14 protein-coding genes are annotated in these 17,962 nt (G+C 38.8%); 9 read left to right on the top strand and 5 right to left on the bottom strand.

The window, feature by feature from the left end:
* The first annotated feature begins 8 nt into the window (after positions 1-8).
* Positions 9-689, top strand: a complete 681-nt coding sequence (locus tag AC1M9M_RS03795; RefSeq protein WP_481595647.1) for a class I SAM-dependent methyltransferase — start codon at positions 9-11, stop codon at positions 687-689.
* An 11-nt stretch (positions 690-700) separates the two neighbouring features.
* Here AC1M9M_RS03795 and AC1M9M_RS03790 read toward each other — a convergent pair whose 3' ends face one another.
* Both AC1M9M_RS03790 and AC1M9M_RS03785 read right to left on the bottom strand, forming a co-directional pair.
* Entirely contained in the window at positions 701-1,132 is a 432-nt protein-coding gene (locus AC1M9M_RS03790) for a hypothetical protein (RefSeq protein WP_035266928.1), read from the bottom strand.
* Positions 1,133-1,275: 143 nt separating this feature from the next.
* Positions 1,276-3,105 (bottom strand): phosphoenolpyruvate carboxykinase (GTP), encoded by a 1,830-nt coding sequence (locus AC1M9M_RS03785; RefSeq protein ID WP_481588545.1) that lies wholly within the window; start codon positions 3,103-3,105, stop codon positions 1,276-1,278.
* Between the two features lie 407 nt (positions 3,106-3,512).
* Between AC1M9M_RS03785 and AC1M9M_RS03780 the strand changes: the two genes are divergently transcribed.
* The 5 genes from AC1M9M_RS03780 (at position 3,513) to AC1M9M_RS03760 (ending at position 8,692) form a co-directional block, all read left to right on the top strand.
* Complete coding sequence (locus AC1M9M_RS03780; RefSeq protein WP_180028129.1) at positions 3,513-4,436, top strand: diacylglycerol/lipid kinase family protein; 924 nt, start codon at positions 3,513-3,515, stop codon at positions 4,434-4,436.
* Positions 4,433-5,209, top strand: coding sequence for a metallophosphoesterase family protein (locus AC1M9M_RS03775; RefSeq protein WP_481595646.1), 777 nt, complete (start codon positions 4,433-4,435; stop codon positions 5,207-5,209). The genes AC1M9M_RS03780 and AC1M9M_RS03775 overlap by 4 nt, the downstream gene beginning before the upstream one ends.
* 169 nt (positions 5,210-5,378) lie before the next feature.
* The gene (locus AC1M9M_RS03770; RefSeq protein ID WP_004810787.1) at positions 5,379-5,669 is read left to right on the top strand and encodes a co-chaperone GroES; all 291 of its coding nucleotides are present in this window, start codon (positions 5,379-5,381) and stop codon (positions 5,667-5,669) included.
* Positions 5,670-5,738: 69 nt separating this feature from the next.
* Entirely contained in the window at positions 5,739-7,373 is a 1,635-nt protein-coding gene (groL, locus tag AC1M9M_RS03765) for a chaperonin GroEL (protein WP_035266940.1), read from the top strand.
* A 149-nt stretch (positions 7,374-7,522) separates the two neighbouring features.
* Entirely contained in the window at positions 7,523-8,692 is a 1,170-nt protein-coding gene (locus tag AC1M9M_RS03760) for a LuxR C-terminal-related transcriptional regulator (protein ID WP_481595645.1), read from the top strand.
* Positions 8,693-8,727: 35 nt separating this feature from the next.
* Here the strand turns inward: AC1M9M_RS03760 and AC1M9M_RS03755 are convergent, their stop codons facing one another.
* Positions 8,728-9,957 (bottom strand): hypothetical protein, encoded by a 1,230-nt coding sequence (locus tag AC1M9M_RS03755; protein ID WP_481595644.1) that lies wholly within the window; start codon positions 9,955-9,957, stop codon positions 8,728-8,730.
* 329 nt (positions 9,958-10,286) lie between these two features.
* On the opposite strand from AC1M9M_RS03755, the gene AC1M9M_RS03750 reads away from it, so the two are divergent.
* From AC1M9M_RS03750 to AC1M9M_RS03740, 3 genes are all read left to right on the top strand, one after another.
* Positions 10,287-13,394 carry a multidrug efflux RND transporter permease subunit gene (locus AC1M9M_RS03750; protein ID WP_481595643.1) on the top strand — a complete coding sequence of 1,036 codons (3,108 nt, stop codon included), beginning with the start codon at positions 10,287-10,289 and terminating at the stop codon, positions 13,392-13,394.
* A 158-nt stretch (positions 13,395-13,552) separates the two neighbouring features.
* On the top strand, positions 13,553-14,890 hold the full coding sequence (mgtE, locus tag AC1M9M_RS03745; RefSeq protein WP_481595672.1) for a magnesium transporter: 1,338 nt from the start codon (positions 13,553-13,555) through the stop codon (positions 14,888-14,890).
* A 40-nt stretch (positions 14,891-14,930) separates the two neighbouring features.
* Positions 14,931-15,506, top strand: coding sequence for a DUF4112 domain-containing protein (locus AC1M9M_RS03740; RefSeq protein WP_481595642.1), 576 nt, complete (start codon positions 14,931-14,933; stop codon positions 15,504-15,506).
* Positions 15,507-15,567: 61 nt separating this feature from the next.
* Here AC1M9M_RS03740 and htpX read toward each other — a convergent pair whose 3' ends face one another.
* Positions 15,568-16,473, bottom strand: coding sequence for a protease HtpX (gene htpX / locus AC1M9M_RS03735; protein ID WP_035266954.1), 906 nt, complete (start codon positions 16,471-16,473; stop codon positions 15,568-15,570).
* A 124-nt stretch (positions 16,474-16,597) separates the two neighbouring features.
* On the bottom strand, positions 16,598-17,455 hold the full coding sequence (locus AC1M9M_RS03730; RefSeq protein ID WP_481595671.1) for a lytic transglycosylase domain-containing protein: 858 nt from the start codon (positions 17,453-17,455) through the stop codon (positions 16,598-16,600).
* Positions 17,456-17,962: the final 507 nt, after the last annotated feature.

Genomic DNA, 17,962 nt, shown 5'->3' with positions numbered 1-17,962 from the left:
AAAATCCAATGAGCTGTACTTTCCAATTTCCTAAAGCGCCTGAACATTTACTAAAAGCCTTACATGATGTGATTCCAGGTTGTGAACTTCATGCACAGCAATTGCCTGATACACCAATTTCACTTTGGCTCATTCCACCTGTTTTTCCAACCGATAAGCTAGATGATGAAGTTATTCGTCGTATATGGAATGATACGCCATATTGGATTTTCTGTTGGGCATCAGGTTTAGCAATGGCACAATGGTTATTGGCTGAACCGCATCATGTGAAAGACAAAGTGGTTTTAGACTTTGGCGCAGGTTCAGGCGTAGTCGCGATTGCAGCGAAAATGGCAGGGGCAAAGCGTGTCATTTGCTGTGATATCGACCAAGTTAGTTTGGATGCGTGTCGTGCCAATGCTGAATTGAATAATGTTGAGCTTGAATATTTGTATGACTTATATAAAGCTGAGCAGGTTGATATCTTGTTGGCGGCTGATGTGTTGTATGACCAGTGCAATCGTTTCTTCTTGGATGAGTTTTTAAAATTTGCACCTGAAGTGTGGGTGGCGGATAGTCGTGTAAAAAACTTTAGTCATCCGAAGTATGAAAAGCTTGATGAACGCAGTGCAACGACATGGCCAGACTTGGATGAATCACCTGAATTTAGAAATGTCAGTTTTTATAAGACACTCAATGAAGTACATTGAGTGTCCTAAGTTTAGAGTGTGCAGTTAAAGCGAACGACTTGTAAGAGGCTAGGCTTAGTTTCTAAAGAAAGACGTGTATTGTAGTCTTCATTGCTGTATAGGCTTTGAGTGTTTGAGAGTCCGAATGATGTTCGTGATTGACCAATTTGAACCTGTTGAGTTTCTTGTGTTTTATAATTGGGATTAGCAATTTCATTTACACTCAAAATGGTGGTTTTATATTGTTGAGTGTGCCCTAGAACTTGTTGGCAAGTACGTTGTAATTTGTGTTCATCAATATTTTGGTTGGCGCGTGCAGAGAGGGTATACGAAATAGTGGCAGAATTCTCTGATTTATTTTCAATTTGATATCCTGTAGCTCCATTGTGCTGTCGCGGAACAGATTGACAGGCTGTAAGCATAAGGGCGATTAAACAAGAGCCAATCATTTCTATTTTTTTCATTATTTGATCCTAATAAGCTGTTTAAATCAGTATGCCATAAGTGTGACAACTTATTGGTACTAATAAACGTTACTAAATACACTTTATTCAGTTTGTTTGAAGTAAAAAAAAGGTCACCGAAGTGACCTTTTTTCTCATCATGATTAAGCAGATTTAACCGCTTCTAAAAGCTCAGCTTGACGTTTTTTCAACGCTTCTGGTAAACGATCACCAAGTTTGTTAAATAATTCAGTATGGCTTTCAAGTTCTTTGATCCATTGCTCTTTGTCTTGAGAAGTCACAAGGTCAAATTGCTCTTTCGTAAAGTCTGAACCAGTCCAGTTCAACTGTTCGTAAGTTGGAACACGACCAATTGGAGTTTCAACAGCGTCAGCACGACCTTCACAGCGATCGATAATCCACTCAAGAACACGCATGTTTTGACCGAAACCAGGCCATACAAAGTTGCCTTCAGCATCACGACGGAACCAGTTCACGTTGTAAATACCAGGAAGCTTGTTACCAGCAGCTGCAGCTTTCTCACCAACTTTCTCACCCATTTCTAACCAATGTGTGAAGTAGTCAGCCATGTTGTAGCCAGCAAATGGAAGCATCGCAAATGGATCGCGACGAACAATACCTTGTTGACCAACAGCAGCAGCAGTTGTTTCAGAACCCATCGTTGCAGCTTTATAAACACCGTCAACCCAGTCAAATGCTTCTGAAATTAGAGGCACTGTGTCCGCACGGCGACCACCAAAGATGAACGCAGAGATTGGAACACCTGCTGGATTTTCCCAGTCAGCATCAATAGAAGGGCATTGACCAGCTGAAACTGTGAAACGCGCATTTGGATGAGCTGCTTTTTCTTCACCAGTATGTGGTTGACCTTTCCAGTTAGTTAGGTTGGCAGGTGCTTCTTTAGAAAGACCTTCCCACCATACTTCACCGTTGTCAGTCACGGCAACGTTTGTATAGATCACGTCTTTATGAAGCGTAGCCATACAGTTCGGGTTCGTCTTTGTATTTGTGCCAGGAGCTACACCGAAGAAACCTGCTTCAGGATTGATTGCATATAAGCGACCATCTTCACCTGGTTTGATCCAAGCAATATCGTCACCTACAGTTTCAATCTTCCAGCCTTCATAACCTGCTGGTGGAATTAACATTGCAAAGTTTGTTTTACCACAAGCAGATGGGAATGCAGCTGCGATGTAGTGTTTTTCACCTTGTGGATTTGTCACACCAAGGATGAGCATGTGTTCAGCTAACCAGCCTTGCTGACGACCCATGAATGATGCGATACGTAATGCTAAGCATTTTTTACCAAGCAATGCGTTACCACCATAACCAGAACCAAATGACCAAATTTCACGAGTTTCTGGATAATGAACGATGTATTTTTCTTTGTTGCAAGGCCAAGCCACGTCTTTTTGACCTTCTTCCAATGGTGCACCTACAGTGTGTACACATGGAACAAATTCGCCATCAGTGCCTAGAACGTCATAAACAGCTTTACCCATGCGAGCCATTTTAGACATGCTGACTGCAACATAAGGAGAGTCAGTAAGTTCGATACCAATGTGAGCAATATGAGAACCTAAAGGTCCCATAGAGAAAGGTACAACGTACAAAGTACGACCTTTCATAGAACCATCAAATAAACCGTTTAATTTTTCACGCATAACCGCTGGAGCTTCCCAGTTGTTAGTTGCGCCAGCATCTTCTTTGTTTTCAGAGCAGATAAAAGTACGGTCTTCAACACGAGCAACGTCAGAAGGATCAGAGTTTGCAAGATATGAACCAGGGTGCTTTTCTTGGTTAAGCGCTTGCATTGTGCCGTTAGCGATCATCAAGTCGATATAACGTTGATATTCTTCTGCGCTACCGTCACACCATTCAATTTTTGCTGGTTTTGTTAGTTTAGCAATCTCTTCCACCCAAGCAATAAGCTTAGGGTGACGAACGAATTCTGGTGCGTTCACTTGGGTCATGGTGAGGCCTATATCAAAAGTGTACAATGTGGTGTACAAATAATATCTAGATGCTGGTTTGCAGACTCTAGATTCAGTATGAAAAAAAAGTGGCTGTATTAAAGCATATTTTCTTAAAAAAAATAAGACCAAAGGCTTAAATAGTGCTTAAGACTTGATTGGTGTTAAGTTTATGTAATTATTTGATATTTTTTTAAAAAATGAGTGATTTATTTTTTATTTTTAATTTTTATGTTTGGTATTTATAGTTAAAATATTCATTTAAAATAAAAACTTAATTAAAATATGAGATCAATTCTCATCATCGAAAAATCAAATGAACATCATTTAAAAATTACATAAATTGGCTTTTAATTGAGTAGTAAATAGACGAAATTTTAAAGTAATTCAATTTTTAAAGCCATAAAATGAATTCAATGCTAAAGCCTTTGTCTATGATTTTTAATGAAAAATCTGGATTTCATGCCACCAATAATGATCAAATTTATGAACAACTTATGCATTACTGGACAGATCTAGGTTTTGAAATACAAGTTTTTGATATTGCTTCAGAAATGAGTGTTCAAGCACTCATCGAAAAAGTTCATCTTCGACATTTAAATCATGATAATCAGGGGGTGATTGTGGTTGCTGGCGGGGATGGAACGTTAAATTCTGTGGCTAATTATTTATTACATCAAACCATCCCTTTGGTAATTTTACCTTTAGGGACATTCAATTATGTTGCACGGGTTTTGAATATTCCTTTAGATATTCTCGAAGCTGCAAAACTGGTGGTTGAAGGTAAGCCTAAAGCGGTACATGTGGCAAAAATTAATGATGCCATTTATCTAAATAATGCGAGTTTGGGTCTTTATCCATTGTTTATTAAAAAAAGAGAGTTATATAACCAAAAACTAGGGCGTCTACCATTACATGCCTATACTTCTGGCTTAGATGTGTTGATTCGTGATCGTAAAGAATTAAAGTTAGAAATTGAGGTGGATGGTGTGAATTATGCAGTTAAAACTCCTTTATTATTTTTAGGCAATAACCAACTTCAATTAAAAGAAATGAACCTCAATATCGCTAAAACGGCAGAAGAGGGTCGGGTTGCGGGAGTTGTACTTGCTCGCACGGATAAGCTGAGTATTTTTAAAACACTCATCCAACTCATTCGTGGAAAATTAGATCAGGCAGCAGACGTATATAGTTTTAGTGCGGATCATGTGCGAATACGTTCTCATCAAAAAAAAATGACAGTAGCAATCGATGGAGAAATTATTCAACTGGATTCACCATTAGATATTCATGTTGAAAGAAATGCACTGACCTTAATGGTGCCACAATGATTTTACATTTGTCTGATTTGCATTTTGGGACTGAGCAACAAGATTGCTTAGATGCAATTACTCACTTTGTTGCAGAACATTTGATCGAAGCTGTTGTGGTCAGTGGTGATCTCACTCAAAGGGCAAGATTTTCACAGTTTTATCACTGCAAAAAATTTCTAGAAGAACTTAATGTTCCTTATATTGTGATTCCGGGTAATCACGATATTCCTTTGTTTCATTTATGGCGCAGATTTTTAAGTCCGTTTCATCGGTATAAGTTGTTTTTTGGTGAGATGGAACAGACCTTAGAAACTGAGCATTTTTATATTATAGGAATCAATACAATTCACCCTAAGTACCATACCAAAGGTCGTATTACTGAGTTTCAAATTCAGGATGTTGATCAAAAAATGAAATTGGCTCCTCAAGATAAATTAAAAATTCTGCTTACGCATCAACCTTTCTATAGTGGTGATCACGGTATAAATATGTCTAAAGATCGTCCTAAAAATACTGAAAAAGCCCTAAAGACATGGGCAAGCTCAGGGTTGAATGCAATTCTACATGGTCATTTACATGTATCTGCTGTTTATGATCTGAATAAGATTTTCCAACTTAATGCTCAACATCCAATATTGGATATTCATGCAGGTACCGCTACGTCACATCGTTTACATCATGACTTTTCTAATAGTTTTAATCTAATTGATGAAAAACTGAAGGTGCGTGAATATCGCTTTGATTCGAGATTCAAGAAATTTTATTTAGTTGCAAATCGGAATGAAGGCTAAATTATCGAAATGCCTAAAAAAAATACAAAAAATTAAATTTTTTTTCATTTTCCCCTTGAAGCAATTTTTTCCATCCCCACAAAAGTGACATCAAATAATTTTGGTGGTGATCTAAGGAAATTAAGATCACGACTATTAATCAAAAGACTTAGTCTGATGGAGTATTTTTATGAGCAACATTCGTCCATTACATGACCGTGTAGTAATTCGTCGTGTTGAAGAAGAAACAAAAACAGCTGGCGGCATTTTATTGCCAGGTTCTGCTGCAGAAAAACCTGCTCAAGGTGAAATTATTGCAGTTGGTAATGGTCAGATCACTGACAATGGCGTTCGCGCTTTAGATGTAAAAGTAGGTGACAAGGTATTGTTTGGTACTTATGCAGGAACAACTGTGAAAGTAGATGGCGAAGAACTATTAATCATGAAAGAGTCAGATATTTTAGCTGTTTTAGAAGGCTAATTGATTCTTTTTAATACTACTCATTTAATCAATCAGATTTAGTAATTTTAATAATATTCGGAGTCAAATATGTCAGCTAAAGACGTTAAGTTTGGTGATTCAGCTCGCACAAAAATGATCGCAGGTGTGAATATCCTTGCAGATGCGGTTAAAGTTACACTTGGTCCTAAAGGCCGTAACGTAGTTATCGATCGTTCATTCGGTGCGCCACACATCACTAAAGATGGTGTTTCTGTAGCGAAAGAAATCACATTAAAAGACAAGTTTGAAAACATGGGTGCTCAACTTGTTCGTGAAGTTTCTTCTAAAACAAATGACATCGCAGGTGACGGTACTACAACGGCAACCGTTTTAGCTCAAGCAATTTTGAACGAAGGGATCAAGTCAGTAACTGCGGGTATGAACCCAATGGACTTGAAACGCGGTATTGATATTGCAGTTAAAGCTGTTGTTGCAGATATTAAAGCAACGGCTAAACCAGCATCTGATTCTAAAGCGATTGAACAAGTGGGTTCGATTTCTGCGAACTCTGATACGACTGTTGGTTCACTGATCGCTCAAGCGATGGAAAAAGTGGGTAAAGAAGGTGTAATCACTGTTGAAGAAGGTTCAGGCTTTGAAGATTCTCTAGATGTTGTAGAGGGTATGCAGTTTGACCGTGGTTATATTTCTCCATACTTCGCAAACAAACAAGATACATTGACTGCTGAATTGGAAAACCCATTTATCCTTCTTGTTGATAAGAAAGTAAGCAACATCCGTGAGTTGATTACTGTTCTCGAGGCAGTTGCGAAAACAGGTAAACCACTTCTTATCATCGCTGAAGATGTTGAAGGTGAAGCACTCGCAACGCTTGTTGTAAACAACATGCGTGGCATCATCAAAGTATGTGCTGTTAAAGCACCAGGCTTCGGTGATCGTCGTAAAGCAATGCTTCAAGATATCGCGATCTTAACTGGTGGTACTGTGATTTCTGAAGAAATCGGTATGCAGTTAGATCAAACAACACTTGAACATTTAGGTACTGCACACAAAGTAACTGTATCTAAAGAAAACACAGTGATTGTTGATGGTGCAGGCGATGCGAATCAAATTGCTGAGCGTGTTCAACAAATTCGTGCGCAAATCGAAGAATCAACTTCAGAATACGACAAAGAAAAACTTCAAGAGCGTGTTGCTAAATTAGCAGGCGGTGTAGCAGTGATTAAAATCGGTGCTGCAACTGAAGTTGAAATGAAAGAGAAGAAAGATCGTGTAGACGATGCTCTTCATGCAACTCGTGCTGCTGTTGAAGAAGGTGTTGTTGCGGGTGGTGGTGTTGCATTAGTACGTGCAGCTAAAGCACTTGACGGTGTAACGGGTATTAACGATGATCAAAACGTAGGTATCAACATCCTTCGTCGTGCGATTGAAGCGCCACTTCGTCAAATCGTATCTAACGCAGGTGACGAACCATCTGTAGTGATTAATGCAGTTAAAAATGGCGAAGGCAACTTCGGTTATAACGCTGCGACTGGTGAATACGGCGATATGCTAGAGATGGGTATCCTTGATCCAGCGAAAGTTACTCGTTCTGCACTTGAGCATGCTGCGTCTGTTGCGGGCTTAATGTTAACAACTGAGTGCATGATTACAGAGATCCCAGAAGATAAACCAGCTATGCCTGACATGGGCGGTATGGGTGGTATGGGCGGTATGATGTAATTCATCCCACAGCCTAAAAAATCCCCGCTTTAAGCGGGGATTTTTTTGTCATCTGTCTGATAAATATTTGAATACTATTGTAAATATTGAATAAAAGCCTCGTAGAGCGCTAATCTAAAGGAACATTAACACCATGATTGGGGGTGATGATGTTAACTGTTCAAGAAAATCAAATCATAGAAGAAATTTATGAGGCTGCCTTAAAGCCACATCACTGGGAAAATGTTTTAAAACAGGTCGTGGAATTTACACAGAGTTCAACGGCGATCTTTACTTACTTGGATCAGCTTCGGCCCGAACAAAATTTTATTTACACCATTAATATCCCGATTGATGGAATTCAAAATTATCAAACGTATAACTTAGATGTCGTAGACATGCGTATTCATGGTGAGTTAATGAATACCTATGGATTAGAGCATGCCTATCAAATTGATTGTCGATCATATGCTGAAACAGATAATGAGGATTTGAAGAACTTTTATGAATATTGTTTAGTTCCTTCAAACATCTGTTATCTCAGTGGGGTATTGTTAGAGTATGGAAAATATAAATGGGGCGTGCTTGCGGTACATCGACCATCAGATGAAGCTGCTTATGATACTGCTGAATTACAAAGTTTAGAAAGACTCGCAAAACACTTTAGAAGAGCGATTCAAATTCATCGACAAATTAAGTTTCTTCAACATGATAGAAGTAATTACACCGAAATTTTAGATAAGTTGAATGTGGGTGTACTCATTGTTCAATCTGATTTAGAAGTTAGATTTGTGAATCAGTATGCGAAGGATTGTTTGAATGATACGAGTATGATTGAAATAGATTTGCATAACAGATTAAAAATAATCGAGCCTTATAATACTCAATTAAAAAAATTGGTGCAGAGCACATTCAAAAAGAATGAGCGTTATTCATTAGAGAGGCATGATCAAGAAGAAGTTGGGGGTGCAATGCAGTTATATAGCGATCGACATCAATCAGCTTACTTCATCACAGTCTCACCACTTAAGGTGCTGTCAGATTCAATGATCTTAGACAATAATCAAGTTGCATTATTCTTATCAAAAATGCAGGATCGAAAACGCTTGTCTAAAATATTACTGAAATCAACATTCCAACTGACAGCTCGAGAAATTGAAATTTGTCAGCATTTTATGGACGATCAGCATCTTGATAATATTGCTTTGAAATGTGGGATTACGCTGAGTTCACTGCGGACATATCTGAAAACGATTTATCAGAAGCTAGGATGCTCCTCACAAGCTGAAATGATGCGGATTTTGATCGAATTTATTGATGCTTTTCAGCATATTGAATAATCCCCCTTTAACGAAGATGTTGAAGGGGGATAAAATTAATTCATTCTGGTCAGTGTAAATGTGCCTTCATCTGCTACGGTAAAGCTTAAACTTTGAGTAGAAATTTGTAATGGTAAGCCTAAATGCGCGTCTGTATCGGATAATCCAGCACAACCATTTGTATCAATGCTGAGGGGCGTGGTAACAAAGAGCTTGTTGTCGCGTAATTGATAACGACCATACTCAATACCAGGGCCACCACAAGGTCCATCATATGAATCTGGTTGATCATCGCCAATAGCATCTACCATAATGAAAGTGTTATTAGAATTAAATACGAAAATTTGTTTACCACTTGAGGACTGCCATGCGCCTACAATTCCACTATTATTTCGAGGAACTCGCGTAAATTCTGCACTTTCATCAAGATTATCATCATCAAAAATTTTGAGTTTAGAACCATTAAAAGATAGCCTTAATGAACGTGATTCCCCATCATCGAGAAGTCCCCAATCTTCATTTGTGTCAATCACAGGCGTAGTACTATTTATGGAAGAAGTATAAAAGCTACCACTCGAAGCATCTAGATTAATCTTGGCGTATTCCATGCCATTTGAAGAACTATTGGGCTCACTTGGGATTGGTTCACCAAGCATATATTCGCCATTCTCTCCAATAAATAACACAATTTCAGACTCATTGTTTTTTGCATACCATACGCCTTGAATGTCTTTGAGCAGTGAGCTGCTAAAATGTTCTTTAGCTTGCTCTTCACTGACTACTGTATTGGAGGCAATTTCAGGAATATTGATAATTTGAGCTTGAAGTCGCTCTCTAAAATCACTTGTCGTGTTGCTGAAATCAATCGCTGAAGGCGAGAGAGTTGAAACATCATCAGGGATTTGTATGGTCTCTTTATCCTCATCGATATCCAGTGATTGTAAAAAAATCAGTAGATTGATAATTCTCTTGTTACGTTCATCTGCATTTAAATCTTCATCCACGAGTTCATTTGGTGTCACACGAGCTAAACCTTGTACAGTACCAATTTCGATATCACCAATTTTAAATGTAATGACATCTCCATCTTGATATTCAAATTCCCCATTTGCATTGGTTTTCTTCGCATTGTCATTATTGCCATTCACGATATACGTCGCACCTGCTACTGGGCTGTCAGTCAGTATTCCTATTTTAATCTGATCATCATTTTTTGCGGATTTATCCGAACCACCACAAGCTGCTAAACAGGTACTGAGCGCCAGTGTTAGAAGAGCTTTTTTCATCATTTCCCCCAAATCATTCGTATTTTTGTACCTCGAATATAGTTTTAAAAAATTGAATATGACTATCCTCAAATTGGGAGGGGGGTGATGGCATTAATGCTGCGTAATTTTAGAAGTTTTTTACTTTTGAGAAATTGCGCATATTTTTTTTGAAGGATCAGATAAGCGGTTCATAGGTGAGGGCTTCATATTCTCTTCTTAATTCAATCAATGTTGATCGTTTCTGTTATTAGTTCTTGTTTTTTTATTCATAGTCACTGAATATCAATTAAATTTTTATATATTTTAATGAAAACACTTTCTAGAATTCTTTTGACGGCTTTACGACTATGTTATCTAAGTTCTTTATTGAACGACCTATTTTTGCTGGCGTACTTGCGATCATTGTCATGGCAATTGGTATATTTGCGGTGATGAGCTTACCAGTAGAACGCTATCCTGATATTGCTCCGCCAAGAATTACTGTATCAGCAACTTACACAGGAGCTGATGCCGAAACAGTTGAGGAAAGTGTCACACAGGTCATAGAACAACAAATTAAAGGAATTGATAACTTACTTTATTTTAGCTCTACCAGTAATGCATCTGGGAATAGTAGAATTAGTTTAAGTTTTGAAAACGGAACTGATCCAGACACAGCACAAGTCCAAGTTCAAAATAGCATTAATGGGGTGATCAATCGTTTGCCTGAAGACGTGCAGCGTCAAGGGGTCAATGTCTATAAATCCTTAGGTGACACCTTTATGGTGGTGGGGTTATATGACACTACGAACCAAAGTAATAATATTGCGTTGTCAGATTATTTGGCTGATCACATTGAACCAGAAATTGCGCGTGTAGAAGGTGTTGGTGAGGTTGATGTCTTTGGTTCTCAATATGCCATGCGTATTTGGCTAGATCCGAACTTATTGAAACAATATCAGTTGATGCCTAGTGATATTCGTGCCGCAATTGAAGCACAAAATACACAAGTTGCTGCAGGTGGAATCGGAGATTTACCGACAGTAGCAGACCAGTATCTTAATGCAAAAGTTACCGCTGGATCACGACTAAGAACAGTCGATGAATTTAAAAATATCATTGTCAAAGCGACCCCTGATGGAAGTTTTATTTATTTAAAAGATGTAGCACGCATTGAGTTAGGTGCTGAAAATTATCAAGCTTTTAATACCATTAATGGATCACCTTCAGCAGGCTTGGCTGTTTCAATGTCATCTGGTGCGAATGCTTTGGCAACCTCTGCAAAAATTAAAGAAGTCCTTGAAGACATCAAGAAAAAACTTCCTGAAGGCTACCAAATTGTATACCCACGAGATAACACGCCGTTTGTTCAAGAGTCCATTAAAGAAGTTGTAAAGACCTTAGTTGAAGCCATTATCTTGGTTGTGTTGGTCATGTTTATCTTTTTACAAAGCTGGCGCGCAACACTTATTCCAACGGTCACGGTTCCAATTGTTATTTTGGGCACTTTCGCCGTCTTATTTGCGCTCGGAATGACCATCAATACATTGACACTTTTTGCATTAGTTCTTGCGATTGGATTACTTGTAGATGATGCAATTGTGGTGGTCGAAAATGTCGAACGTTTAATGCATGAAAAGGGGCTATCTGCAAAGCAAGCGTCCATCTTATCTATGCAAGAGATGACGGGGGCTTTAATTGGAATTACAGTGGTGCTAACTGCAGTATTTGTTCCGATGGCTTTTTTTACAGGATCGACAGGAGTTATATACCGTCAGTTTTCAATTACCTTGATTGCAGCCATGGCACTGTCATTATTGGTCGCGTTAATTCTCACACCAGCATTGTGTGCGATTATTCTTAAACCTAAACAACAAGAAGCAAAATGGGCGACATGGTTTAATACAAAAATGGAATCATTACGATTGCATTATCTAAAGTGGGTTGAGAAAAGCCTGTCACTAAAATGGATCGTTTTAACCAGTTTTGCTGGGTTAATTGTGATTTTTGCTTTGATTTATAAGTCGCTTCCAACCAGCTTTATTCCAAGTGAAGATCAAGGTTTTATCAGTATCCAATTCAGTTTACCTGAAGGCGCACCTATGACAGAAAGTCAGCTTGTTGGTGAAAGTATTCGAGAGTATTTTCTTGAACAAGAAAAACAGAATGTTAGGTTGGTTCAAATTCGTTATGGACGAAATTTTTCAGGAACGGGTCAAAATTTAGGAACAGGATTTGTAGCATTACATCATTGGGATGATCGTCCAGGTGAGGCAAACTCTGCACAATCCATTCGTGAACGAGCGATGGAGTTCTTTAGAAAAGACAGTCGCGCTCGGATTATGGTGAGTTTGCCAGGTTCTGTAAGTGGTCTTGGCGATACCAACGGCATCGAGTTTTGGCTGCAAGATTTAAATGGAGAAGGACGACAGTATTTAGAAGATCAATTTCAAGCGCTAGAACGACAGGCAATCAACTTCACGACTTTTGAAAATTTGGGCAAACGCTCTAATCCAGATAAAGCCAAATTGAAAGTGAATATCAATCAAAAGTTAGTGATGGCGAATGGTCTTTCACAATCTGCGATTAACAGCACTTTGGCTGCAGCTTGGGGTGGTTCCTATGTGAACGACTTTATTGATCGCGGACGTATTAAACGCGTCATGATGCAGGGTGATGCCGAGTATCGTTCAAAGCCTGAAGATCTCAATTTATGGTCTGTACGAAACAATCAAAATCAAATGATTTCATTTGGTAATTTTGCCACTGTGGATTGGGATGGAGGCCCTGATGTGGTGACTCGTTTCCAAGGTTATTCCGCGCTACAAATGGAAGCAGACACTGCAAAAAATGTGAGCAGTGGTGCTGCAATGCGTGATATCAAGTCTATGGTTGATCAATTAGATGGGGTTGGGCTAGCATGGAGTGGATTATCGTTTCAAGAGCAACAATCGAGTACACAAGCCATTTGGCTTTATCTCATCTCTGTTGGCTTTATCTTTCTATGTTTGGCTGCCTTATATGAAAGTTGGTCGATACCTTCTGTTGTGATTGCTGCTATTCCATTGGGTATTGGCGGTAATATTATTTTTAGTTGGTTGGTCGGATTTCCAAATGATATTTACTTCCAAATTGCGTTACTTACGACGATTGGGTTGTCATGTAAAAATGCCATCTTAATTGTTGAATTTGCGGCAATGGCTCAGGAGCGTGGAGCTAATGCGATTGCTGCTGCTTTACAAGGTGCAAGTTTACGCTTACGTCCAATTTTAATGACTTCACTTGCTTTTGGTGCAGGGGTTATACCTTTGGTATTTGCATCAGGTGCAGGTGCTGCCAGTCGTCAAGAAATTGGTGTCAGTGTCCTTGGGGGGGTAATTTTCGGCACAATTTTAGTTCTTGTCTTTATTCCCTTTATGTTTGTTATCGTTCGGAATATTTTCAAATATAAATCAAAATCAGCATCTGAAACTTAATATGGTATCCGCAGTACAGCGAATATTGTACTGCGGTTGATCTAATCCATTTTTAAATATTAGTTTTTGACAAGACCAATACGCACTAACATGTTCAATTAGTGTTAGCATGCCTTGCGTAATTCTAAACGATAATAAATGAAGCGATTATGGATCAAATTAAACAAGATCATAAAATTGAAGCATTACAACAAGCATTGATCAATTCTGATGTCGCTCAGATTGATCATATTGCGGATACGATTAATCCTGCAGATTTGGCTTTGTTTTTACAGCAATTAGAAATCGATCAACAAATACAACTTATCCACCATTTAGAAAACGCGGCATATGTATTTGAGTTTTTGCCACTCAATCATCAAGTACAGTTGGTTAAAAAAATGGACGGCAAAAGTACAGTCCAGTTAATTCGTTCAATGCATTCAGACGCTCGAACAGATTTGTACAAAGCTTTACCGGATCAAATTAAAACATTTATTTTTGCGAATTTAGATCGAGAAACGAAGCAGCAAGTTCAATCTTTGGCATTGTATGCTGAGGAAACAGCTGGTGCGATCATGACATCTGATTATGTCACTTTGCCATCAGACATCTCAATGCAACAAGCTTTAGAGATTTTGCGCCACTCCGCCAAAGATACTGAAACCTTATATCTGATCTATATTACCAATCAATTTCAGAAACTTGAGGGTGTAATTTCTCTTCGAGAAATTGTGCAAGCACCTTTGGATAAAACGGTACAAGAAGTCATGACCACTGAGGTCATTTACGGACGGGTGGATGAAGATCAGGAATCAGTGGCAAAAAAATTAAGCCACTATGATTTTATCGCCTTACCCATTTTAGATCATGATGATCATCTACTCGGTATCGTCACTTATGATGATGCTATGGATGTATTCCAAGAAGAATTTACCGAAGACTTTTTGAAAAGTGGGGCAGTAGAGCTTAAAGAAAATATCAGTATTCGTTCAGCACCAATATTATTGTTATTTAGACAACGTGTTTTTTGGCTAGTGTTTCTGGTCTTTGGCAGCCTACTTTCGAGTATTGGGATCGCCCATTATGAAGACATCATTGCTGCGCATATTGTTTTGGTTTTCTTTTTACCGCTATTGGTAGGGAGTGGTGGTAACGCAGGCTCCCAATCTGCAACCTTGATGGTTCGAGCAATCGCAACTGGAGATGTAAAAGCCAAGGATTGGTTTGTGTTGCTTGGTCGTGAAGCGATGGTTGCTCTATGTTTGGGTGCAACGATGGCTGCAGCTGTTTCAATTCTTGGCTATATCCGTGGAGATATGATGGTCGCTTTAGTGCTTGCGATCAGTATGATGGGTATTGTCATGATGGGCTGTCTGATTGGGATGAGTTTACCATTTGTACTCAATAAACTAGGACTCGATCCTGCAAGCGCATCTGCACCCTTGGTCACTTCAATATGTGATGCAACAGGTGTATTGGTCTATTTATTTATTGCTTCACAACTCTTATTCTAAGGCTATGACTGATGGAGAATCTTTGCAGGATGTTGCGTAAATGACAAATAAAAATAGATTAACCCAAGCTGAAGTCATCAAAATGGAACGTGATCTTGCCAAGTTCGCAAACATGATGGATTCCGTCGTAAGAATTCCATTCACTAAACAAGGGGTAGGGGCTGATGCAGCATTGAGTACGATTCCTGTGGCGGGTGACCTAGCTGGATTTGTGCTTACGTGTTATGCAGTATTACAAGCTCGAAAAATCGGTGTGCCCCAATCTAAATTGAATGGCGTGCTTAAACTTGCTGTGATGGATGGTGTAGTAGGTTTAATCCCTGTTGCAGGTACACTCTTTGATGTGTTTATTCGACCGAGTCGCAAGGCTTTAGATGTGGTTCATGATCATATCCGTGAAGAATATCAGATTCATTCTGACCATCATGTGGTACACCCATTTTTACATGAAAACTTAGAGCGTAAACAGCAGAACTCTGCCTTCTGGCGAAATCCTGTCGTGGCATGGATTTGGATTCATATTCCTGATTTACTGGGTCTTCTGTTTTTAATTATTTTTGCTGTTGCCCTATGGTTTGGTGTCACGTTCTTATGGCAATGGTTCCAATCTATTTAAAGTGTTATAGATTTGAGTCCATTAAAAAAGCCTCCCTATGGAGGCTTTTTTTAGAAGCAGATTAAGGACAATCAAGTTGTTGTAATGCTGCTACACGTTGCTCAATTGTTGGGTGTGTTTGGAAGAGTGCAGCAAGGCTGAATCCTTCTTCACGACCTGATGAAATTGAGAACGCTTTCATTTCTTTAGGCATTTGATCTGGCATTTCAGTTTCTGCTTGCAAGCGAAGTAATGCACTGATCATGGCTTGTTTACCTGCTAAACGCGCGCCAGCCTCATCAGCACGATATTCACGATAGCGAGAGAACCACATCACAATTGCCGAAGCAAGAATACCGAATACGATATCTAACACGATTGTAATGAGGAAATAGCTCCAGCCCGGTGCTTCACCTTCTTCACGACCAAATACATTGCGATCTACAAAGTCGCCGACGATACGCGCGAAGAACATCACAAACGCGTTGACTACACCTTGGACTAAAGCAAGGGTGACCATGTCACCATTTGCAACGTGACCAATTTCATGCGCCAAAACTGCACGTAATTCATCTTTATTCATGCGTTCCAATAAGCCTGTTGAAACAGCGACTAAAGCATCGTTTTTGTTCCAACCAGTTGCGAAAGCATTTGATTGATAAGATGGGAAAATACCAACTTCTGGCATTTTAATACCAGCACGTTGAGAAAGTTGTGCCACTTCATTGAGTAACCATGCTTCCGCTTGGTTGCGTGGAGCATTGGGATCAATTAACTCTGTACCTGTGGTTTTCTTTGCAATCCACTTTGACATGAATAGGGAGATTAAAGAACCCACCATACCAAAGACAAAACAGATCACAAGTAAATTGCCTAGATTCAAGCCACCCGCGCCATGGTAACTACCGACACCGAAGAGTGACAAGATTATGCCAGCTACCACCAGTACCGCGAGGTTGGTCAGCAAAAACAAACCAATCCGCATCATCGAGAAAATCCTCTTATAAATAAAATTTAATAAGCTTTTTGAATTAAAAAACCTACGTCAAATATGCTTTCGAATAGGGAAAATTTCAAGAAAAAAATAAAAAATATAACGAAAAAAATTGAGATTAATTCGAAATATAGATCTTCGCTGATGCTGTGGCATTATTTGTAGAATATGAACCAGCTGGTGCGTCAGTAAAACTGCCATCAGCGGCCACAATAATTTGGCGAGGAGGTGACTTTGGTTTAGATGGTGCAGTCACTTGAGCTGATAAATTCTGATTGTTATAGCTCGGTGAACTTAACTTAGAGGATGCTGAAGCTGCATAACTATTGGTTGGATTTGAGCCTACACCATTGGCGTATAAATTATTGTAACGACTGAGTACACGTCTGACATAGTCTTGAGTTTCACGAAAGGGCGGAATTCCACCATATTTAGCAACATTTCCTTCGCCAGCATTATAACCCGCTAATGCCAATTGCGTATTGCCATTAAAGCGTTTCAATAGCCAAGCCAAATATTTTGCACCAGCGAAAATATTTTGTTCAGGATCATATGCATTATTGACATTAAATCGTTGTGCAGTCGCAGGCATCAATTGCATAAGACCCTGAGCACCAACAGGGGAGCGTGCATGTATATTAAAACCAGACTCTGTGTGCATCACCGCTTTAATGAGTCCTTCAGAAATGCCGTGTCGTTGAGCTGCTTGGCGAATATAGCCATCAAAGGCATTTCGATTTTTACTATGGCTTGGAAGAACAGATGCTTCGTTGCTTCCCCAATTGCTGTAACTATGAATATTGCTATCTGGATAGTAGGTTTTCTTTTCAACTTTAAGATGGTTGTATTTGTTTTTGCGGTTGGTCAGTACGGTAGTGCCGTTTGAATCTTTCAGCTGATAGATTGTTTGACCTGCAGAAGCCTGTGGCGAGAATATTAGAAAATTCACACACCCAAATAACGCTATGACTTTTATTTTATTTGTAGTTTTCATCATTCGAACACTATTTTTGTCCCTAAATGATATGTGGGTGATTTTCTGCAATGGAGATGTCTCTCGACTATGTAATGTTTTTTAACAATTCGTTGTAAAAAAATCAAGTCTTAATTGTTGGCTTAATATCCAAAAAAATTATTTATTTTTATTTATAAACAACTGCTTGACACATATAAGTTATTGAATTTTAAGGATATAGAATAGTGGTTAAAAAATGATCAATCTAAGGGAAAGCACCATCTTATCTTGCCAAACCTTTGTCAACCCCTAAAAAGTCCACAATTTTATCCACAGGTTTTGTGGAAAACTGTGGAAAAGTCCAAAAGATAAGCAATTCGACTAAAAAATGAACCCAAGCGTCCATTTTAGATGTGTGAATAAGACAGTGTTATGAAAAAATAAAAATTAGATGTAAAAAACAGATTCTTTAGATGCGATTAAGCACTGAATCGGCTAAAATTGCGCAGTATTTTTTTTATGGTTAAT

This window comes from Acinetobacter sp. ANC_7503 (genome assembly GCF_056780035.1).
The sequence above is the reverse complement of the archived record's forward strand: the minus strand, read 5'-3'. Positions and strand labels throughout refer to the sequence as shown.